This is a genomic window from Kitasatospora sp. NPDC015121 (assembly GCF_055562955.1).
This window is the reverse complement of the sequence record NZ_JBVHEH010000005.1, coordinates 388,432-407,447: the sequence shown is the minus strand read 5'-3', so window position 1 is coordinate 407,447 and position 19,016 is coordinate 388,432. Positions and strand designations below refer to the sequence as shown.

Genomic DNA, 19,016 nt, shown 5'->3' with positions numbered 1-19,016 from the left:
GGCGGCCGTCGTGCGACGGATTTCGATGGTGGGCGCGGTACTGGGCGGGACGCTGCTGCTGACCGCGTGCGGCGCGGGGGGCGGTGGCGGCGGCGGTGCCCAGCCGGGGCAGCCGGGCCAGGGCGGGGGGAGCGCCGCCCCGGCGGCGGCGAAGGCCTCGGCGGCCGTGCTGTCCATCGAACCCGGGGACGGCGCCAAGGACGTGGCGCCCGGGGCGGTGAAGGTCTCGGTGGCGACCGGGCGACTGACCGGGGTCACCGTCACCGGGCCGGACGGCAGGCCGGTCGAGGGCGCCGTCGCCGCCGACCGCCTCAGCTGGGTGCCGGCCACGGGCGGCCTCGCGGTCGGTGCGACGTACCGGGTGGACGCCCGGGCCGCCGACGCCGACGGCGTGGCCACCACCGCCAGCAGCACCTTCAGCACCCTCGTCCCGAAGCGGACCGTCAAGGTCGAGGACAACGTGGTGACCGGCGAGGACTTCGGCGTCGGCATGATCGTCTCGGTGGGCTTCGGCGGTCTGAAGGTCAAGAACAAGGAGGCCGTCGAGCGGGCGATCGTGGTCGAGGCCTCGGACGGCACCCAGGTCAGGGGCCACTGGTTCGACGGCGACACCCGGCTCGACCTGCGCCCCGCCGAGTACTGGAAGCCCGGCACCACCGTGCGGGTCCACCTGCGCACCAAGAGCGTCGAGCTGGCGCCCGGCGTGTACGGCGCGACCGAGCGCGACGAGTACTTCACCATCGCCCGCTCCCGGATCAGCGAGGTCGACGCCCGCAGCCACCAGATGGTGGTCCACGAGGACGGCAAGCCCGACCAGACCCTCCCGATCGTCGCGGGCACCGACCTGAACCCCTCCTGGAACGGCACCATGGTCATCTCGGCCAAGAGCCGGATGGAGAAGATGACCTCCGAGGGCCAGACCAACCTCAACGGCCCCGGCTACGAGGCGATGGAGCCGCACGCGATGCGGCTGACCAGCTCCGGCACCTACCTGCACGGCAACCCGCAGGCCCGCGGCGTGGCCGGGCGGGCCAACATCAGCCACGGCTGCATCGGCCTGCCCGACACCCCGGAGGGCAGCGACGACACCCCCGGCGGCCGGGTCTACAACGCCTCGAAGGTCGGCGACGTGGTGATCGTCCGGAACTCGGTCAAGAAGCAGCCGCTGGACCCCGCCAACGGCCTGAGCGGCTGGAACCTGACCTGGTCGCAGTGGTGACCCCGGCCTGAGGGCGGGCCCGGTCTGAGGGCGGGCCCGGTCAGCGGGCGGACCCGATCAGCGGGCGGGCCCGATCAGCGGGCGGGCCCGGTCAGCGGGTGCGGCGGCGGTAGTCGGCCGGGGTGGTGGCCAGGGTGCGGGCGAAGGCCCGGCGCATCGCCTCGGCCGAGCCGTACCCGCAGGAGCGGGCGACCTGCTCGATGCCGTCCCGGCTGTCCTCCAGCCGGCGGCGGGCGGCCTCCAGCCGGGCACCGGCCACGTAGCGGCCGGGGGTGACGCCGACGTCCGAGGTGAAGACCCGGGCGAACTGGCGGGGCGAGAGCGAGGCGCGGCGGGCCAGCGTCTCCACCGACAGGTCCTCCTCCGGGTGCTCGGTGATCCAGCGCTGCACCTCGCGCACCGGGTCGCGCTCGGCGAGCTGCGCGGACAGCTGGGCGGAGAACTGGGCCTGGCCGCCGGGGCGGCGCAGGAACACCACCAGGTTGCGGGCGATCGCCAGCGCGACCTCGCGCCCCCGGTCCTCCTCGACCAGGTGCAGCGCCAGGTCGATGCCCGCGGTGACGCCCGCCGAGGAGAAGATCCGGCCGTCCCGGACGTAGATCGGCTCCGGGTCGACGGTCAGCTCCGGGTGGCGGGCGGCCAGCGTCGCGCAGTGCCGCCAGTGGGTGGTGACCCGGCGGCCCGCCAGCAGGCCGGCCTCGGCGAGCAGGAAGGTGCCGGTGCAGACCGCGACGACCCGCTCGGCGCCGGCCGCGAGGGCGGCGATCCGGGCCGGCAGCTCGGGCGCGAGCGTGCCCCGGCTGCCCGCGCCGCCCGGGACGATCAGGGTGTGCGCGGGTTCGACCAGGTCGAGGTCGGCGTCCGGCAGCATGGCCAGCCCGCTGCTGCTGCGCACCGGGCGGCCGCCCGGCGAGGCGGTGGTGACGGCGTAGCCGCCGCCGTGGAACACCTCCAGCGGCCCGGTGACGTCGAGGCTCTGCACCCCGTCGAACAGGACGATCAGCACACTGCGGGTCGGCATGCTCCCAGGTTGGCGGACCGGTCCGGTGGCAGCAAGGACGCGCATCCCACCTTTCCTGCCATCAGTCGCCGGGGCCGGCCAGCCGCTTGTAGTAGTAGGTGGTGTCGGCGAGCACGCCGTCCGGGGTGGCGGCGTGGCCGGGGACGGTGCCGAACGGCGTCCAGCCGGCCGAGCGGTAGAGGTGCTCGGCGGCGCTGCCGGTCTGGGTGTCGAGCAGCAGCAGGGTCGCGCCGGCGGCCCGGGCAGCGTCCTCGGCGTGCCGCAGCAGGCGGCGGCCGAGGCCGGCGCCGCGGGCGTCGCGGTGCACCAGCAGTTTGGCGACCTCGGCGCGGTGGCGGCCGTTCGGCTTCTCCTCGCGGACCAGCGAGACGGTGCCGAGCAGGCGCCCGGCGCCGTCCTCGGCCACCCACAGCAGCCGGGTGCCGGCCGCGACGGACGGGCCCAGCGACGCCCACCAGGCGGCGGCCTCGGCCCGGCCGGTGCCGGCCAGGAAGCCGACCGAGGCGCCGTCGGCCACCGCGTCCAGCAGCAGCCCGGCGAGGGCGTCCAGGTCCTCGGGGACGGACGGGCGGATGGTCGGGCCCACGGCCGGGCGGGCGGCCGGGTCCACGGCCGGGCGGGCGGCCGAGCCCTCGGTCGGGTTCACGGCAGCACCAGCGCGATCAGGTAGCGGACGGGGTCGGGGCCCGGGCAGTGGAACCCGGAGGTGCCGTGCAGGCGGTAGCGCAGGCAGTCGCCCGCGGCGAGGTGGTGCGCGGCGCCGTCCAACTCCAGCTCCAGCGCGCCCTCCAGCACCCACAGGTGGTGCTCCAGGCCGGGGACGGGCGGGGCCTGGTAGGCGATCCGGGCGCCGGACGGGAGGGTGCCCTCGACGAGTTCGGCGCGCAGTCCGGGGTGCGGCGGCGAGACCGAGCGGCGGGCGAACCCGGTCGCCGGGTCGTGCCAGCGCGGCTGCTCGGCGGCGCGCAGCAGCCCGGGCGGCTCGGTCTCGACCTCGGCCAGCAGCCGGGAGACGGTGCGGCCGTACGCGGTGCAGAGCCGGCCGAGCTGGGCGGCCGTCGGACTGAGCTCGGCGCGCTCCAGCCGGGACAGCGTGGAGCGGCTGACGCCGCTGCGGCGGGCGAGTTCGTCCAGCGGCCAGCCGTGTTCGGCGCGCAGGGCGGCGAGGCGGGCGGCGAGGCGGCGGTCCTCCTCGCCGGGGGTTTCGTCGGTTCCCATATCCGGGACGATATCCCGGATCGGGGATGACGGGGAACGGCCCCGCGCTCCTCCCGCATGTCAGGAATGGTTACCGTGGTGGGGTGTACCGGTTCCTGCTCAGCCCGCGGTGGCTTGTCGGCACGGTCGTCGCGGTGGCGGCGATCGTGGTCTGCCTGATGCTGGGCACCTGGCAGCTGGACCGCTTCGAGTCCCGGGTCTCCACCCACCAGGAGAACGGCAAGGCCGCCGCCGCCTCCGCCCTGGCCGAGGCGCAGCCGCTGGCGGCGGTGCTGCCGGACGGCGCGGCGAAGGTCGGCACCGACACCGTCGGCCGGACGGTGCGGGTCACCGGCACGTACGACGGCGCGCACCAACTGTTCGTTCCCGGCCGAACCGTGGACGGCCGACAGGGCTCCTACGTGCTCACCCCGCTGGTCACCGACGACGGCCGCGCGGTGGCCGTGGTGCGCGGCTGGGCGGCGGGCGCGCCGGGCCTCGTGCCGGACGCGCCGACCGGCCGGGTCAGCGTCACGGGCCGGCTCCAGGCCCCGGAGAACAGCGGCAGCGGTGGCGCGGTGGCGGGCGGCCTGCCCGCCGGACAGCTCGGCACGATCAGCCCGGCGACGCTGGTGAACGTGCTGCCGTACCCCGTGTACGACGGCTGGGTGGCCGTGGACGAGGTGCCGGCCGGCCTGACCGCGGTGCCCACCGTGCAGCCGCAGGGCGGGGACGGGCTGAGCCTGCGGGCGTTCCAGAACCTGGGCTACACCCTGGAGTGGTTCGTCTTCGCCGGGTTCGTGGTGTTCATGTGGTTCCGGCTGGTCCGCCGCGAGGCGGAGGCCGCCCAGGACCGGGCCCTCGGACTGGACCCGACCCTCGAACCGGCCCTGGACTGACCGGCCCTGGACTGACCAGCCCTCAGCGGGACGGCGACGGCGGGGGCAGGGCCCTCCCGGTCGGCGCGACCTTGACCTTCCCGGAGCCGCCGGCGCTCGGGCTCGCACTCGGGCTGCCGCACGGCACCGGCGGGGCCGTGGCGGTCGCGCCGGTCGCGCTCGGCCGGGCCGAGGGCGAGCCGGTGACCGGGCTCGCCACGGGCAGCGCGCTCGGGTTCGCGCAGTCGGCGCCCTTGAAGTCGTCCCCCGAGAAGCCCGGCGCGGGCGACGGGTTGCCGCAGTCGTCGACGTAGTCGTCGGTGCGGGTCGAGCCCGGGGTGCGGTGGTGGTAGTGGTGCACCACCGTGCCGCCCCCGCCGTAGTAGGTGGTGCCGGACTTCTTGGTCTTCGAGCCGCCGGAGCCGCTGGAACCGCCCGAGCTGCCGGTGCTGCTGGAACCGCCCGAGCTGCCCGAGCCGTCGGAACCGCCCGAGCCGCCGGAGCTGTCCGAGCCGCCGGAGCTGCCGGAGCTGCCGGAGCTCTTGGAGCCCTTCGAGGTCCGACTGCCGCTGGAGCCGCCCTTGGAGCTGCGGCTGCCGCTCTTGGCCAGCACCACGCTGCCGCTGCCACTACTGCCGCCGCCCTCGGCCAGCAGCAGGCCGGTGTCGGCGGCGGGCGCGCCCGCCGCCGACACGCAGGCGTGGTCGTCACCGTCCGACGAGGAGCAGCCGGCCGCGGCCAGCAGCACGGCGCCGACCGCGACGGCGGCCAGCGCGGCGCGTCCACCCATCAGTTGTTCCCCCTCAGCGGTCCGCCGCGCGGCTCACCCGCTCACCGGACGGTGCCCGGCGCCAGGTGCCGCCGGACGAAGTCGATCTCCAGCCGGAGCTGCTTGATCCGCTCGTCGACGACCAGCGAACCGTGCCCGGCATCGTAGCGGTACACCTCGTGGACCTTGCCCAGCTCCTCCAGCCGCCGGACGTAGTTGTCGACCTGCCGGATCGGGCAGCGCGGGTCGTTGACGCCCGCGCTGATGTAGACCGGGGCCTTGACCTTCTCGACGTGGGTCAGCGGGGAGGAGGCGTGCCAGCGCTCCGGGACCTCCTCGGGGGTGCCGCCGAACAGCGTCCGGTCCAGCGACTTGAGCGCCTCCATCTCGTCGGCGTACGCGGTGAGGTAGTCGGCGACCGGGACGGCGGCCAGGCCCAGCGTCCAGCTGTCGGGCTGGGTGCCGAGGCCGAGCAGGGTCAGGTAGCCGCCCCAGGAGCCGCCGGAGAGGACCAGCCGGTCCGGGTCGGCCAGGCCGGAGGCGACCGCCCAGTCGCGGACCGCGCCGATGTCCTCCAGCTCGATCAGGCCGACGCGTTCGGTGAGGGCGTCCGTCCAGGCCTGCCCGTAGCCGGTGGAGCCGCGGTAGTTGACCCGGACGACCGCGAAGCCGTGGTCGAGCCAGGCGGCGGGCCCGGCCGCGAAGGAGTCGCTGTCGTGGTGGGTCGGGCCGCCGTGCACCTCGAACACCGTCGGGTGCGGGCCCTCGCCGGTCGGGCGCTGCACCAGGGCGTGCACCCGGCCGCCCGGCCCGTCCACCCAGACGTCCTCGACCGGCACCGAGCCGGGCGGGACGGGGCCGGGCGCGCGCAGCACGACCGCACCGGAGGTGGAGCGCACCGCGGACGGCTCGGCGGCCGAGGACCACAGGAACTCCACTGTGCCGTCCGGGCGGGCGGTGGCCCCGGAGACGGTGCCGCGCGGGGTGTCCAGCCGGGTCAGCTCGCCGGTCGCCAGGTCGTACGAGAACAGCTCGGAGCGGGCCTCGTACTCGTGCTCGATCAGCAGCGAGCGGGCGTCCGGCCGCCACTGCGCGGACAGGTCGCCGGGGAACGGGCGGCCCTGCTCGTCACGCAGCTCCAGCTCGGTCTCGGTGTCGGCCGCGACGTCCCACAGCATCGGCTCCCAGCGGCCGCTGCGCTGGTGGGCGACCAGCAGCCGGGTGTCGCCGGGCGCGGGCGCGAAGCCCAGGCAGGCGACGCCGCGCGGCTCGTCCCGGCCGGTGACCTCGTCGAGCTCGGCGACGGTGGCGCCGTCCGGCAGGCGCAGCACCCGGATCGCCGAGTGCATCGCGTCGCCGTGCTCGGTGTGGTCGACGGCCAGCAGGGTGCCGTCCTGCGAGAGGTCGCCGACGCCGCCGTACTCGGCGTGGTGGTAGACCACCTCGGGTGCGGTCGCGCCCGGGCGGCGCAGGTAGAGGGTGGTGCCCTCGTCGTCGGTGGAGGTGCCGACCACCACGGTGCCGTCGCGGCCGAGTGCCAGGCCCGCCGAGTACGCGGCGGGCACGCCCGGGACGGCCTCCTCGTCGGGGCCGCCGGTGAAGGGCTGGCGGCGCCAGACCCCGAACTCGTCGCCGTCGGTGTCGTCGAACCACCAGATCCACTCGCCGTCGGGGGAGAGTTCGGCGTCGGTGGTGCCGTTGGGGCGGTCGGTGACCCTGCGGTGTCCGTCGGTGGAGCGGTCCCACGCGTACACCTCGTAGGTGCCGGTCGCGTTGGACACGTACAGCGCTCGGTCCGGGGCCTCGTCCGCCCAGTCGGGCAGGGACACCCGCGCCGCCCGGAACCGCTGCTCCCACGCCGGAACGACGTTCGTCTGCTCGTTCATGTCCTCATCCAACCCGATGCGGGGGGTGATCGGAACGGGCCGGGGGCGGCTCACCGGACGGTGCGGACACGGAGCTGGTGCGGTGCGGCCGCTGACGGGCTATCAACAGTAACGTAACAAATACGGACATAATGACCGGAGGAGTGCTCCCGTGACCGTCCCCGCGCCCCCGTTCGACCGGCTCGGCCCGCTCGGCCCGCTCGGTCGACTCGACCGGATCGACCCGCACGAGCTCGCCCAGGCGCTGGGCCTGGTCGAGGAGATCGAGCAGTACCTGGCCGGGCTCCCCGCGCCCGTCGCCCCCGCCCCGCCGGTCAACCCGCACGGCAGCGTTCGGCAGCCCTGGAACCACGGCCACCCGCTGCCCCGCCGCACGCTGCTCGACCTGCTGGCCCGCCGCCCGGCCCGCCCCGCCGAGGTCACGGTCGCCGGGCACCTGCGGCTCACCTCCCGCTACCTCGCCGAGGCCGGCTGGACCCAGGGCGCGCTCTGGGACGCCCGCGGCCGGGTCTGCCTGCTCGGCGCGCAGGCCGCCGTCCTCGCGCACGGCTACGGCACCGCGTACACCGTGCGCCGGGCCCGGGCCCAGGTGATGGAGGTCCTGCACGCCACCGGACGCGCCGTCCCCTCCCCCGACGCGTGGAACGACCGGCCGGGCCGCCGCCAGTCCGAGGTGCACGCGCTGCTGGAACGGGCCCGGGCCCGGGCGCACTTCCTGGGAATCTAGGGACTCCTCAGGCCGGTACGGCCGCCGTGAGCGAGGCCAGCCGTCCGGCGGTCGGCGAGCCGGGCTCGACCGTGTAGACCACCAGCAGCAGGCCCGGCTCGCCGGGCGGGGCGAGCGTCTCGTAGCCGAAGTCCAGCTCCCCCGCCCGCGGGTGCCGCAGCAGCTTGCGCCCGGACGCCTTCTCCCGGACCCCGTGCCGGGCCCACAGCTCGGCGAACAGCGGGCTCCCGGCCGCCAGTTCGGCCACCAGCGCGGACAGCTCCGGATCGTCCGGGTGCCGGGCCGCGGTCAGCCGCAGGTGGGCGACCGTCTCGGCGGCGACCCGCTCGAACTCCGGGTACAGCCGGGCCCCGCGCTCGTCCAGGAACGTGTACCGGGCCATGTTCCGCTCGGCGGGCGGCAGTTCGGAGAGCCCGAGCACCGCGTCGGCCGGGGCGTTCCAGGCCGGTACGTCCATGTGGCGGCCGAGCACGAACGCGGGCGTCGCCAGCGCGTCCAGCACCAGCCGCAGGCCCGGGCCGACCCGGCCCGTCCCCCGCCGGGACGCCCCGCGCGGCGGGTGCGCCAGGTCGTGCAGGTGGCCGCGCTCGACCGCGTCCAGCCGCAGCACCCGGGCCACCGCGTCCAGCACCTCGGCCGAGACGCCGTCGCCCCGGCCCTGCTCCAGCCGCACGTAGTAGTCGGCGCTCACCCCCGCCAGCAGCGCCACCTCCTCCCGCCGCAGCCCCGGCACCCGGCGCCGGCGCCCCGACGACTCCGGCAGACCCACGTCGGACGGCTGGATCCGGGCGCGGCGCTGCCGCAGGAACTCCCCCAGTTCGCTCATGCCCCCGACGATACGTCGGCCCGCCCGAAGGTGGTTCCCGCGGACCCAGGAAAACCACGGCCCTGGGTAACTCCCGCGCGGACGAACAGACTCGTTCCCGTCAGCAAGGAACGACCGAGGAGAACGATCCCCATGGGCTACCCCGCACTGAACGGCCGCACCGCCGTCGTCACCGGCGCCGCCAGCGGCATGGGCGAGGCCGTCGCCCGGCAGCTGGCCGCGGACGGCGCCCGGGTCGCGCTGCTGGCCCGCCGGGCCGACCGGCTCACCCGGCTCGCCGCCGAACTCGGCCCGAACGCGCTCGCGGTCCCCGCCGACGTCACCGACCAGGCCTCCGTCGACGCCGCCCAGCGGACCGTGCACCAGGCGTTCGGCCGGGTCGACCTGCTGGTCAACGCGGCCGGCGTGATGCTGCCGAACCCGGTCGACGACGGCCGGACCGACGAGTGGTCCCGCATGATCGACACCAACCTGACCGGCGCGCTGCGGATGATCCGCGCCTTCGGCCCCGACCTGGTCGCCGCCGCGGCCGACGGCGCGACCGCCGACCTGATCGACGTCTCCTCGATCGCCGCGGACGTGGTCTTCCCCAACTACGCGGTCTACGGCGCCACCAAGGCCGCGCTGACCCAGCTGTCGGCCGCGCTGCGCAGCGAGTACGGCCCGCGCGACGTCCGGGTCACCAACATCGAACCCGGCCTGACCGCCACCGAGCTGGGCACCCACATCGACAACCCCGCCCTCGGCCCGGACGGCCAGCTCGGCGCGATGTTCGACACCATCGGCCCCCTCGCCGCCGCCGACGTCGCCGACCTGGTCGGCTACGCGGCCAGCCGCCCCCGGCACGTGAACCTGCGCCAACTGGTGGTGCTGCCGACCCGCCAGGCCTGAACCCGCGCGCGGATCGGAACGGGAGTCAGGAGGACGTGCTCGGTGCGGGCTGCGCGGGGGACGACGGCGCGGGGGAGGGTTCGGGGCCGGTCCAGTAGACGGTGCCGCCGCAGCCGGTGGGGAGGGTGGTGGTGAGGGGGGCGCCGGTGGTGGCCGGGTCGGAGGTGTAGCCGAGGGTGAAGGCCGCGGCCGCGGAGCCGCCGGTGGTCGGGCCGGTGCTGGGGCCGGGGGTCGGGCTGGGATCGGCGGCGACGGCGGCCAGGGTCGGGCCCGGGGGCGCCGGGTCGGCGGCGGGCTGCGAGGCGGAGAGCGCGGCCGGGACCGCGCCGCCGCTGGGAGCCGAGCTGGGCGGCTGCTGGCCCTCGGAGCCGGAGCCGGAGCCTGCGCTGGGGGACTCGGAGGCGGCCGTGCAGCGCGCGGGCACCCAGGCGAACCGCACCAGGTACGAGTCGCCCGCGCCGAGCAGGACGTCGGCGGGGAGCCCCGCCGGGTCGGGCAGCGAGCCGGCCGGGTCGCCGACGGTGTGCGCGAGCAGCTGGACGCCGCCCGCCCCCGCACCGAGCGCGAACGCGCCGGGGCCGGCGAGGCGGCAGGGGTGGGTGGCGGTGTTGGTCAGCCGGAACCAGCCGTAGACCTTGCCGCCGGCCGGGTCGGCGGCGGCCTGCTGGACCTCGGAGCGGCCGAGGTCGGCGCCCACGCAGGCCGGGGCGGTGGCGGGCGGGGCGCCGGGACTGCCGGCGGCGGACGGGCTCGCGGTCGCCTCCGGCCCGGGGCCGGCCGTGCCGCTGGGGGCCGGTTCGACGCCGGCGTGCGGGTGCCCGCTGTGGCCGCCGGCCGTCCTCGTCGGGCTGCTCGGCGCGCCGGGCACGGCCTGACCGCCCGCCGGGTCCCCGGAGAGGTCGAACGGCCGGGTGGCGTTCACCACCGGCAGCACCGCGACGGCGGCGGCCAGCACCGCGGCCCCGCCCAGTGCCCGTCGGCGCACGGCGCGGCGGCGCGGCACGGCGGCGCGCAGCCGGGGCAGCGCGCCGGGTTCGGGTTCGACGGCGGCGACGGCGCGGTGCAGCCGGGCGCGCAGCAGTTCCTCGGTCAGCGTGCCGACCGAGCCGCCGGCCGGGCTGCCCGCCGTGCCGCCGACCGGTCCGCCGCCGTTGCGGGAAGGTTCTCCCTCAGTCATCTCCGTGCTCCATCCGCACCCGCAGGGCGGCGAGTCCGCGCGACCCGTACGCCTTCACCGAGCCGATGGAGATGCCGAGCACCTCGGCGACCTGGGCCTCCGTCAGGTCGGCGTAGTAGCGCAGCACCAGCACCTCCCGCTGACGGCGTTGCAACCCCCGTAGCGCGGCCTTCAGTTCGTCGCGCTCCAGCGCATCGTAAGCCCCCTCTTCTGCACTGGCCATGTCAGGCATGGGCTTGGGCAGCAGGCGCAGGCCGAGCAGGCGGCGGCGCAGCGTCGACCGGGACAGGTTGACCACGGTCTGCCGCAGGTAGGCGAGGGTCTTCTCGGGGTCGCGGACGCGGCGCCGGGCGGCGTGCACCCGGATGAACGCTTCCTGCACCACGTCCTCGCAGGAGGACAGGTCGTCCAGCAGCAGTGCGGCGAGCCGCAGGAGGGATCGGTAGTGGGCCCGGTAGGTGTCGGTGAGCTGGTCGACGCTGGCCCCGGTCGCGTCCGCTGCCGCCGCAGCAAAGCCCATCCGACTACCGCCCCGCCGGGCCGCCCCGGGCAGGGTGACCGCCACCGCCGCCCCCGTCACGTTCATCACGCTGGTTGGACACCCGATCCCCTGTCCTGGTTGCCCCGGCCGGGGACTCTGGTTCCGCGAAGAGGGAATCCCCCTCCCGAGCGCACTGGCTCCGAAGGGGGATTCTGGCAGACCCGGCGGACGGACCGGGTCCGCTTCACCCCTCCCGCACACAACCGTTGCGGTGTGGGTATCCGGGGCGGACCCGCGTGCCGTCCGGTGTCGTCCGGTGCCGGTCCGAGGGCCGACCCGGGGTACGACCCTCGGCTCAGCGGCCGGTGCCGCCGTAGACGACCGCCTCGTCGGTGTCGCTGTCCAGGCCGAACGCGGTGTGCACGGCGCGGACCGCCTCCGGCACGTCCTCCGCGCGGGTGACCACCGAGATGCGGATCTCCGAGGTGGAGATCAGCTCGATGTTCACGCCCGCCTCGGAGAGCGCCTCGAAGAAGGTCGCGGTGACGCCCGGGTTGGAGCGCATGCCGGCGCCGACCAGCGAGATCTTGCCGATCGCGTCGTCGAAGCGCAGCGACTCGTAGCCGATGCCCTCCTTGACGCGGCTCAGCGCGTCGATGGCCTTCTGGCCCTCGTTGGTGGGCAGCGTGAAGGAGATGTCGGTCAGGCCGGTGGCCGCGGCCGACACGTTCTGCACGACCATGTCGATGTTGACCTCGGCGTCCGCGATGGCGCGGAAGATCCGGGCGGCCTCACCGGGCTTGTCGGGCACGCCGACGACGGTGACCTTGGCCTCCGACGTGTCGTGGGCGACTCCGGAGATGATGGCCTGCTCCATCTCGCCCCCTTCGGGCTTCTTGTTCGGGTTGGTGCCACTGACGATCGTCCCCGGCAGACCGGAGAACGACGATCGTACGTGAATCGGGATGTTGTAGCGCCGCGCGTACTCCACGCAGCGGTCGAGCAGCACCTTCGAGCCGGACGAGGCCAGCTCCAGCATGTCCTCGAAGGCGATCCAGTCGATCTTGCGGGCCTTCTTGACCACCCGCGGGTCGGCGGTGAACACGCCGTCCACGTCGGTGTAGATCTCGCAGACCTCGGCGCCCAGCGCGGCCGCCAGCGCCACCGCGGTGGTGTCCGAGCCGCCGCGGCCCAGCGTGGTGATGTCCTTGGAGACCTGCGACACGCCCTGGAAGCCCGCCACGATCGCGATGTTGCCCTCGTCCAGGGCGGCCCGGATCCGGCCCGGCGTCACGTCGATGATGCGCGCCTTGTTGTGGGTCGAGTCGGTGATCACGCCGGCCTGGCTGCCGGTGAACGACTGGGCGTCGAAGCCCAGCGTCCGGATCGCCATGGCCAGCAGCGCCATCGAGATGCGCTCTCCGGCGGTCAGCAGCATGTCGAACTCGCGGCCGGACGGAATAGGGGTCACCTGTTCCGCGAGCTCGATGAGTTCGTCCGTGGTGTCACCCATCGCGGAGACCACGACGACGACCTCGTGGCCGGCCTTCCTGGTGTCCACGATGCGGCGGGCGACGCGCTTGATGCCTTCGGCATCCGCGACGGATGAGCCGCCGTACTTCTGCACGACAAGGCCCACGGGGGCTCCTCGACTTGGGGTGGTAGGTCGCGGCCAGTCTAACGAGCAGGGGTTCTCCGGCCGACGGCTTTCACATGCTGAGATACGAATATCGAACTCTGGTCACCGCCGACCGGCAGGTCTGCGGGCCCCGGCCGCCCGCCCCGAAGAATCGCCGCCCCAGCCGCGCCGGGCTCCCGGAATCTTCGCCTCCGGGCCCCGGATGACGTTTGCGTCACACCGGCGCCCGGGCCGCTCCGTCCGGGCCGCTCCGTCCGGGCCGCCCCGCCGTGCGCGGGGCTCCGCGGCTACAGGCCGAGCTCGGCCGCCATCAGGTCGCCCGCCTGCTGCTCCAACTGCTCGTCCGTCAGCCCGTCGTCGTCGGTGTCCGCCCCGTCCGGCACGGCGCCCAGCGGCGAGTCCAGCCGGACGTGCGCGATCAGCGACTGCAGCGCGCGCAGCACCGCCGTGCAGGTCGAGCCCCAGTTCGACAGGTAGGAGAACTGCCACCACCACAGCGCCTCCGAGACCCGGCCCTCGCGGTAGTGCGTCAGCCCGTGGCTCAGCTCGCTGACCACGCCCGCCAGGTCGTCCGAGATCCGGAACGCGCTCGGCTTCTCCGGCGGACCGTACGGGTCGAACACCTCGTGGTAGACGTCGATCGGCGCCAGCAGCTCGGCGAGCCGCTCGCGCAGCTCCACCCCGTCCGGCTCGGGGCCCGTGTCGGGCTCGAAGCGGTCGTCCGGGAGCACGTCCTCGATCGCGCCCAGCCGGCCGCCGGTCAGCAGCAGCTGCGAGACCTCCAGCAGCAGCAGCGAGATCGCGCTGCCCGGCTCGTCGCCCTTGGCCACCTCGGTGACGGCCAGCACGAAGCTCTCCACCGAGTCCGCGATCTGCACCGCGAAGTCGTCCGGGGCCTCGCTCCGCCCGAGCGGGCCCGGCAGGTCGGGGGTGGTGTCGGTTCGGTCAGACATCGAGCAGTCGTCTCCCTTCGAACGCCCGGCCGAGGGTGACCTCGTCGGCGTACTCCAAGTCCCCGCCGACGGGCAGTCCGCTCGCCAGCCGGGTGACCTTGAGGCCCATCGGCTTGCACAGCCGGGCCAGGTAGGTCGCGGTCGCCTCCCCCTCCAGGTTGGGGTCGGTGGCCAGGATCAGCTCGGTGACCGTGCCGTCCGCGAGCCTGGTCATCAGCTCGCGGATCCGCAGGTCGTCCGGACCGACCCCCTCGATCGGGCTGATCGCCCCGCCCAGCACGTGGTAGCGGCCGCGGAACTCGCGGGTCCGCTCGATCGCCACCACGTCCTTGGGCTCCTCCACCACGCAGATCACCGCGAGGTCGCGGCGCGGGTCCAGGCAGACCCGGCACCGCTCGGCCTCCGCGACGTTGCCGCAGACCGCGCAGAACCGGACCTTCTCCTTCACCTGCTGCAGCGCGTGCGCCAGCCGGCGCACGTCCACCGGATCGGCCTGCAGGATGTGGAAGGCGATCCGCTGGGCGCTCTTCGGACCGACTCCGGGCAGCCTGCCCAGCTCGTCGATCAGGTCCTGCACCACGCCCTCGTACACCTGCCACGCCTTCCTTCGACCGGAGTCCGCTCCGGTGCCATCATCCAACGAATCGGGCGCCGGACACACCGCCCGACGCCCTACTGACCCATAAATCACACAAGCCGTCACCAGGGGTTCCGACGCCCGCACCGGGCGTGGTCGGCCGGGTGCCGGACGTGCCCGGTCAGGTGCCGCCGGAGCCCGCTCGGGTCCCGCTCGGGCGGCGGCCGGAGCCCGGTCGAGTCCCGCTCGGGTCAGAACGGGAGACCGGGGATCCCGCCGCCACCGCCGAGGCCCTGGGTCAGCGGGCCCATCCGCTCGGCCTGCAGCTTCTGCGCCGCCGCGGCGGCGTCGCGCACCGCGGCGAGCACCAGGTCCGCCAGGGTCTCGGTGTCCTCCGGGTCGACCGCCGCCGGGGCGATGTTCAGCGCGACCAGCTCGCCCGCGCCCGACACCGTCGCCTCGACCAGGCCGCCGCCCGCCGAGCCGGACACCCGCGCCTCGGCCAGCTCCTGCTGCGCCCGGGCGAGGTCCTCCTGCATCTTCTGCGCCTGCTTCAGCAGCTGCTGCATGTTCGGCTGACCACCAGGGAACACGGGACTCTCCTCGATCCGTCGACACTCCACACACCGGCGCGACCCGACCGAAGCCGCCCGCACCGGCCCTTCGTCCCCGAGCCTACGCGGCCGCCCGTCGGCCCCACGTCAGTTCCCGCCCGGGCCGTCAGCCCGGACGGTGGTGGATCTCCTCCAGCACCGTCGCCCCCAGCTCGCGGACGATCAGCTCCTGGGCGGAGAAGACGTCCTCCTTGAGGTCCGGGTCGTCCTCCTCCGGGATGTCGTCCTCCGGCGCGACCTGCGCCGGGGACTGCGACTTCGGCCGCGGCTGCGGGGCGGCCTGCGGAGGCTGCTGCACGGGCGCGGGGGCCTGCGGCACCGGGGCGGGCGCCTGCACGACGGGCGCGGGCGCGGGGGCCTGCCGGACCGGCGCGGGAGCCTGCTGCACGGGGGGCTGCGGAGCCGGGCGGGGCGCCTGCGGGGCACCCCAGCCGCCGGCCGCCGGCGGCTGCGCGGGCGGCGCCGCGGACTGCACGGACGGCGGGTTCGTCCCGCCCGAGGGGTCGACGATGCACTCCACCCGCCAGTCCACGCCCAGCGCGTCCGAGAGCGCCTGCTTCAGCACCTCGTCGCTGTGGCTGCCGACGAAGCTGTCCCGGGCGCCCGCGTTCACGAACGACACCTGCAGCGTGCTGCCGTCGAACCCGGCCACCTGGCCGTTCTGGCTCAGCAGGATCCAGGTGAACCGGCGGCGGTTCTTCACCGCCTCCAGGATCTGCGGCCACATCTGCCGGATCTGCGCCGCACCCTGCTGCGCCGCCGCCGACGGCTGCGCACCGGCCGGCTGCGGCACCGCGGCCGGGGCGGCCTGCGGCGCGGACGCGGGCGCGGGGGGCGGGGTCTGCTGCACGGGCGCGGGCTGCGGCGTCGGCGCCTGCACCGACGTCGGCGTCGGCGTCGGCTGCTCGCCGGGCGCGAAGCTGCGCGGGATCGGCCAGGCCCCGGGGGCCGGACCGGCCGGGGCGGGCGCGGGGGCCGGCTGCACGGCTGCGGGCCGGGCGGGCGCGGGCTGGGCGGAGGGCTGCTCGACGTGGGGCGCGGCGGCCTGCGGCGCGGGCACCTGCTGAACCTGCTGGACCTGCTGGACCTGCACGGGGGGCTGGAACGCCACCGGTGCGGCGAAGCCGCCCGTCGCCGCCCGGCGCTCCAGCTTGTCCAGACGGGCCTGCACCGACAGCTCGTCCCCGTACGCGCCGGGCAGCATCACCCGGGCGCAGATCAGCTCCAGCTGGAGCCGGGGCGCGGCGTTGCCGCGCATCTCGGTCAGGCCGGTGTTCACCAGGTCGGCGGCGCGGCTCAGCTCGGCCGGGCCGAAGCGGTCGGCCTGCGCCTGCATCACCGCGATCCGGTCGGCCGGGGCGTCGATCAGGCTCTTCTCGCCAGCGTCCGGCACCGTGGCCAGGATCACCAGGTCGCGCAGCCGCTCCAGCAGGTCCGTCACGAACCGCCGCGGGTCGTGCCCGCCCTCGACCACCCGGTCGACCACCTGGAACACCGTCGCGCCGTCCTGCGCCGCGAAGGCGTCCACCACCTCGTCCAACAGCGTCGCGTCCGTGTAGCCCAGCAGCGCCGTCGCCATCGGGTACGTCACGCCGGCTTCGTCGGCGCCCGCCAGCAGCTGGTCCATCACCGACATCGAGTCGCGGACCGAACCCGCGCCGGACCGCACCACCAGCGGGAACACCGAGTCCTCGACCCGGATGCCCTCCCGGCCGCACACCTGCGCCAGGTAGTCGCGCAGCGTGCCCGGCGGCACCAGCCGGAACGGGTAGTGGTGGGTGCGGGAGCGGATCGTCCCGATCACCTTCTCCGGCTCGGTGGTCGCGAAGATGAACTTCAGGTGCTCCGGCGGCTCCTCCACCACCTTCAGCAGCGCGTTGAAGCCGGCCGAGGTCACCATGTGCGCCTCGTCCAGGATGAAGATCTTGTACCGGCTGTGCACCGGCGCGAAGAACGCCCGCTCGCGCAGCTCGCGCGCGTCGTCCACGCCACCGTGCGAGGCGGCGTCGATCTCGATCACGTCGATCGAGCCCGGGCCACCGGTCGCCAGGTCACGACAGGACTGGCACTCCCCGCACGGATCCGGGGTCGGCCCCTGCTCGCAGTTCAGGCAGCGGGCCAGGATCCGGGCGCTCGTGGTCTTCCCGCACCCGCGCGGCCCGCTGAACAGGTACGCGTGGTTGACCCTGTTGTTGCGCAGGGCCTGCTGAAGCGGGGCGGTCACGTGCTCCTGCCCGATGACCTCCGCGAAGGTCTCGGGGCGGTAGCGGCGGTACAGGGCTAGGGACACACCCCCGAAGATATCGGGACCAACCGACAAACGCGGACGCCCACCCGCGATCTCCCCGAAAACGCAAGGACCCCTCGTGCACCCGCCAGAGCCCACCTACCCTTGCTGCCTTCCGGCCCTGGGGGGGTTCAGCGAGATAGCGCCACACGAGGGGCTGCCCCAAGAGTAGCGGATCCCAGCCCCCACTCCCCCCACCCACCCCCGACTCCGATCCGCAGGCCCCGCCCCACCACCCACCTGCGAGACCGTGGTCGCAACCACCCCTCGACATGTACTAAGCTCTCCCACGGAGGATTCGCCTAGAGGCCTAGGGCGCACGCTTGGAAAGCGTGTTGGGGGCAACCCCTCACGAGTTCGAATCTCGTATCCTCCGCCTCCGCCCGCCAGGGCAAACGAAAGGCCCCGACCGCTGAGCGGTCGGGGCCTTCGTCGTACCGCAGTCCCAGTTCTGGCCCCAGTTCGGCTTCCGGGGCACCGACCCGGACCGATACACAACGACACCGAGCCGCGGCTACTGCTCCAGCGTTTCCCGCACCTGCAGTGCACCAACTACGCCGTGCCGATCGGGGTAGTGGCCCAAGGCCCGGTCGATTGCGGCGCGCGACCGGGACCCTACGGCGAAGAGCCCCGGTCGGCTCGGTCGAGCTGTACGTCCAGGCCGGCCCCCCGTCGACGACGCCGGCAGCCCGACGGGCTCCCGATCGCCGCCCCGGTCACCCGGGCACGGCAAGCCGGAGCCCGGAGACCGACTGGGCGCGCCCGGCGGCGGGCGCCGCCCTATCGCTGGGGCAACTCGCAGCCGTCCGGCCCGCAGGCTTCCGCGTCGCCCCCGCCGACCGGGATCAGTGGCGCCGGCAGCCGGCTCTCCCAGGCCTGCTCGAGCGCCCGCGCGAACGTTTCCACAGGCTGCGCGCCCGACACTCCCAGGCGCCGGTCAAGGACGAAGAACGGCACGCCCGTCGCCCCCATCGCGCTCGCCGTCGCCTCGTCCTCGCGCACCGCGTCCGCGTACGCCTCCGGATCGGCCAGCACCGCGGCCGCCGCCTCGCCGTCCAGCCCCGCCTCGACGGCCAGCTCGACCAGCCGCCCCGCCGCGAACGCCGAGCGCTCGTCGGCGAAGTTGGCCCGGTACAGCACGTCCAGCAGCTCCGCCTGCCGTCCCTGGTCCTTGGCGAGGTGCAGCAGCCGGTGCATGTCGAAGGAGTTCGCCGCGTCGCGCCCCTCGCTCAGGTACGGCAGTCCCTCCCCGCGGGCGTTCTCGGCGATCCGTGCCTCCGCCGCCTCGGCCTGCTCCAGGCTCAGGCCGTACTTCGACGCCAGCAGCGGGATCAGCGGGCGGGCCGCGCGCGGCGCGCGGGGGTCCAGTTCGAAGGACCGGTGGACGATCTCCACATCCTCGCGGTGCTCGAAGCCTGCCAGGGCCTGCTCGAACCGGGCCTTGCCGATGTAGCACCACGGGCAGTTGATGTCGCCCCACACCTCGACGCGCATGGCGTTGCACTCCTTCCAGCCTTGCGCGGACCTCCCGCGCCACTGCCTACCGAAACAAGCTCCCCCCACATGAATATTTCTCATCCTGAAGTATTCCGCCGGGACGCGAGCTCCGCCATCAGGCCCCGGTCGCCAGCCGCTCCAGTTCCTCGGGGACGGCTGCACAGGGGAGTGCTTCCGGGCCGCGAAAGGCCGGGTCGGATCGATCCGGTCTCAGTTCTGGTCTCATTCGTCCCCGTCCAGCCGGGTTCGGCGTCCGCCCCGTGGCCCGCTCCGCCGCAGGTCGGAACAGCCTCGGACCCCGGCGGACACCATTCGGGAGAATTGGAAAGCGTGTTGGGGGCAACCCCTCACGAGTTCGAATCTCGTATCCTCCGCCT

At 74.8% G+C, this 19,016-nt stretch carries 18 protein-coding genes, 1 tRNA gene and 1 other RNA gene; 5 read left to right on the top strand and 15 right to left on the bottom strand.

Annotated elements, in window-relative coordinates; all coding sequences use genetic code 11:
• Positions 1-10: 10 nt before the first annotated feature.
• A complete protein-coding gene (locus tag ACZ3J7_RS10035) occupies positions 11-1,219 on the top strand; it encodes a L,D-transpeptidase (RefSeq protein ID WP_465618703.1) in 1,209 nt (402 codons plus the stop codon).
• A gap of 91 nt (positions 1,220-1,310) precedes the next feature.
• On the opposite strand, the gene ACZ3J7_RS10030 is transcribed toward ACZ3J7_RS10035, so the two are convergent.
• The 3 genes from ACZ3J7_RS10030 to ACZ3J7_RS10020 form a co-directional block, all read right to left on the bottom strand.
• Positions 1,311-2,240: a GlxA family transcriptional regulator gene (locus ACZ3J7_RS10030; RefSeq protein ID WP_465618701.1), complete on the bottom strand. Its 930-nt coding sequence runs from the start codon at positions 2,238-2,240 to the stop codon at positions 1,311-1,313.
• A 61-nt stretch (positions 2,241-2,301) separates the two neighbouring features.
• Positions 2,302-2,850: a GNAT family N-acetyltransferase gene (locus ACZ3J7_RS10025; protein ID WP_465618751.1), complete on the bottom strand. Its 549-nt coding sequence runs from the start codon at positions 2,848-2,850 to the stop codon at positions 2,302-2,304.
• Positions 2,851-2,882: 32 nt separating this feature from the next.
• A complete protein-coding gene (locus tag ACZ3J7_RS10020; RefSeq protein ID WP_465618699.1) occupies positions 2,883-3,458 on the bottom strand; it encodes a helix-turn-helix domain-containing protein in 576 nt (191 codons plus the stop codon).
• An 83-nt stretch (positions 3,459-3,541) separates the two neighbouring features.
• Here ACZ3J7_RS10020 and ACZ3J7_RS10015 point away from each other — a divergent pair, with 83 nt between their 5' ends.
• Positions 3,542-4,336, top strand: coding sequence for an SURF1 family protein (locus tag ACZ3J7_RS10015; protein WP_465618697.1), 795 nt, complete (start codon positions 3,542-3,544; stop codon positions 4,334-4,336).
• 22 nt (positions 4,337-4,358) lie between these two features.
• On the opposite strand, the gene ACZ3J7_RS10010 is transcribed toward ACZ3J7_RS10015, so the two are convergent.
• Positions 4,359-5,105, bottom strand: a complete 747-nt coding sequence (locus ACZ3J7_RS10010; protein WP_465618695.1) for a hypothetical protein — start codon at positions 5,103-5,105, stop codon at positions 4,359-4,361.
• 41 nt (positions 5,106-5,146) lie between these two features.
• Positions 5,147-6,970, bottom strand: coding sequence for a S9 family peptidase (locus tag ACZ3J7_RS10005; RefSeq protein ID WP_465618694.1), 1,824 nt, complete (start codon positions 6,968-6,970; stop codon positions 5,147-5,149).
• 151 nt (positions 6,971-7,121) lie between these two features.
• On the opposite strand from ACZ3J7_RS10005, the gene ACZ3J7_RS10000 reads away from it, so the two are divergent.
• Entirely contained in the window at positions 7,122-7,697 is a 576-nt protein-coding gene (locus ACZ3J7_RS10000) for a DUF6197 family protein (protein ID WP_465618692.1), read from the top strand.
• A gap of 7 nt (positions 7,698-7,704) precedes the next feature.
• On the opposite strand, the gene ACZ3J7_RS09995 is transcribed toward ACZ3J7_RS10000, so the two are convergent.
• A complete protein-coding gene (locus tag ACZ3J7_RS09995; RefSeq protein ID WP_465618690.1) occupies positions 7,705-8,523 on the bottom strand; it encodes a helix-turn-helix transcriptional regulator in 819 nt (272 codons plus the stop codon).
• Between the two features lie 132 nt (positions 8,524-8,655).
• Between ACZ3J7_RS09995 and ACZ3J7_RS09990 the strand changes: the two genes are divergently transcribed.
• Positions 8,656-9,414: an SDR family oxidoreductase gene (locus ACZ3J7_RS09990; protein ID WP_465618688.1), complete on the top strand. Its 759-nt coding sequence runs from the start codon at positions 8,656-8,658 to the stop codon at positions 9,412-9,414.
• 25 nt (positions 9,415-9,439) lie between these two features.
• Here the strand turns inward: ACZ3J7_RS09990 and ACZ3J7_RS09985 are convergent, their stop codons facing one another.
• From ACZ3J7_RS09985 to ffs, 8 genes are all read right to left on the bottom strand, one after another.
• Positions 9,440-10,591 (bottom strand): hypothetical protein, encoded by a 1,152-nt coding sequence (locus ACZ3J7_RS09985; protein ID WP_465618686.1) that lies wholly within the window; start codon positions 10,589-10,591, stop codon positions 9,440-9,442.
• Positions 10,584-11,177, bottom strand: coding sequence for a SigE family RNA polymerase sigma factor (locus ACZ3J7_RS09980; RefSeq protein ID WP_465618749.1), 594 nt, complete (start codon positions 11,175-11,177; stop codon positions 10,584-10,586). The genes ACZ3J7_RS09985 and ACZ3J7_RS09980 overlap by 8 nt, the downstream gene beginning before the upstream one ends.
• Positions 11,178-11,427: 250 nt before the next feature.
• Positions 11,428-12,711, bottom strand: a complete 1,284-nt coding sequence (locus ACZ3J7_RS09975) for an aspartate kinase (protein WP_465618684.1) — start codon at positions 12,709-12,711, stop codon at positions 11,428-11,430.
• A gap of 287 nt (positions 12,712-12,998) precedes the next feature.
• Positions 12,999-13,664 carry a DUF5063 domain-containing protein gene (locus ACZ3J7_RS09970; protein ID WP_465618682.1) on the bottom strand — a complete coding sequence of 222 codons (666 nt, stop codon included), beginning with the start codon at positions 13,662-13,664 and terminating at the stop codon, positions 12,999-13,001.
• The gene (gene recR, locus ACZ3J7_RS09965) at positions 13,657-14,256 is read right to left on the bottom strand and encodes a recombination mediator RecR (protein WP_465618680.1); all 600 of its coding nucleotides are present in this window, start codon (positions 14,254-14,256) and stop codon (positions 13,657-13,659) included. Before recR ends, ACZ3J7_RS09970 begins: the two co-directional genes overlap by 8 nt.
• Positions 14,257-14,492: 236 nt before the next feature.
• The gene (locus tag ACZ3J7_RS09960; protein ID WP_465618747.1) at positions 14,493-14,810 is read right to left on the bottom strand and encodes a YbaB/EbfC family nucleoid-associated protein; all 318 of its coding nucleotides are present in this window, start codon (positions 14,808-14,810) and stop codon (positions 14,493-14,495) included.
• A 151-nt stretch (positions 14,811-14,961) separates the two neighbouring features.
• Positions 14,962-17,145 carry a DNA polymerase III subunit gamma and tau gene (locus tag ACZ3J7_RS09955; RefSeq protein ID WP_465618679.1) on the bottom strand — a complete coding sequence of 728 codons (2,184 nt, stop codon included), beginning with the start codon at positions 17,143-17,145 and terminating at the stop codon, positions 14,962-14,964.
• A gap of 62 nt (positions 17,146-17,207) precedes the next feature.
• Positions 17,208-17,304, bottom strand: an RNA gene (gene ffs / locus ACZ3J7_RS09950) — signal recognition particle sRNA small type.
• Positions 17,305-17,433: 129 nt separating this feature from the next.
• Here ffs and ACZ3J7_RS09945 point away from each other — a divergent pair.
• Positions 17,434-17,518: transfer RNA gene (locus tag ACZ3J7_RS09945), tRNA-Ser, on the top strand.
• 404 nt (positions 17,519-17,922) lie between these two features.
• Here the strand turns inward: ACZ3J7_RS09945 and ACZ3J7_RS09940 are convergent.
• The gene (locus ACZ3J7_RS09940) at positions 17,923-18,636 is read right to left on the bottom strand and encodes a DsbA family oxidoreductase (protein ID WP_465618677.1); all 714 of its coding nucleotides are present in this window, start codon (positions 18,634-18,636) and stop codon (positions 17,923-17,925) included.
• Positions 18,637-19,016: the final 380 nt, after the last annotated feature.

Coding starts and splice junctions, on each gene's coding strand:
- ACZ3J7_RS09985 (WP_465618686.1), bottom strand. CDS start 10,591: ATGACTGAGGGAGAACCTTCCCGCAACGGCGGCGGACCGGTCGGCGGC.
- ACZ3J7_RS10030 (WP_465618701.1), bottom strand. CDS start 2,240: ATGCCGACCCGCAGTGTGCTGATCGTCCTGTTCGACGGGGTGCAGAGC.
- ACZ3J7_RS10005 (WP_465618694.1), bottom strand. CDS start 6,970: ATGAACGAGCAGACGAACGTCGTTCCGGCGTGGGAGCAGCGGTTCCGG.
- ACZ3J7_RS09970 (WP_465618682.1), bottom strand. CDS start 13,664: ATGTCTGACCGAACCGACACCACCCCCGACCTGCCGGGCCCGCTCGGG.
- ACZ3J7_RS10010 (WP_465618695.1), bottom strand. CDS start 5,105: ATGGGTGGACGCGCCGCGCTGGCCGCCGTCGCGGTCGGCGCCGTGCTG.
- ACZ3J7_RS10020 (WP_465618699.1), bottom strand. CDS start 3,458: ATGGGAACCGACGAAACCCCCGGCGAGGAGGACCGCCGCCTCGCCGCC.
- ACZ3J7_RS09995 (WP_465618690.1), bottom strand. CDS start 8,523: ATGAGCGAACTGGGGGAGTTCCTGCGGCAGCGCCGCGCCCGGATCCAG.
- ACZ3J7_RS09960 (WP_465618747.1), bottom strand. CDS start 14,810: ATGCAGCAGCTGCTGAAGCAGGCGCAGAAGATGCAGGAGGACCTCGCC.
- ACZ3J7_RS09990 (WP_465618688.1), top strand. CDS start 8,656: ATGGGCTACCCCGCACTGAACGGCCGCACCGCCGTCGTCACCGGCGCC.
- ACZ3J7_RS09980 (WP_465618749.1), bottom strand. CDS start 11,177: ATGAACGTGACGGGGGCGGCGGTGGCGGTCACCCTGCCCGGGGCGGCC.
- ACZ3J7_RS09940 (WP_465618677.1), bottom strand. CDS start 18,636: ATGCGCGTCGAGGTGTGGGGCGACATCAACTGCCCGTGGTGCTACATC.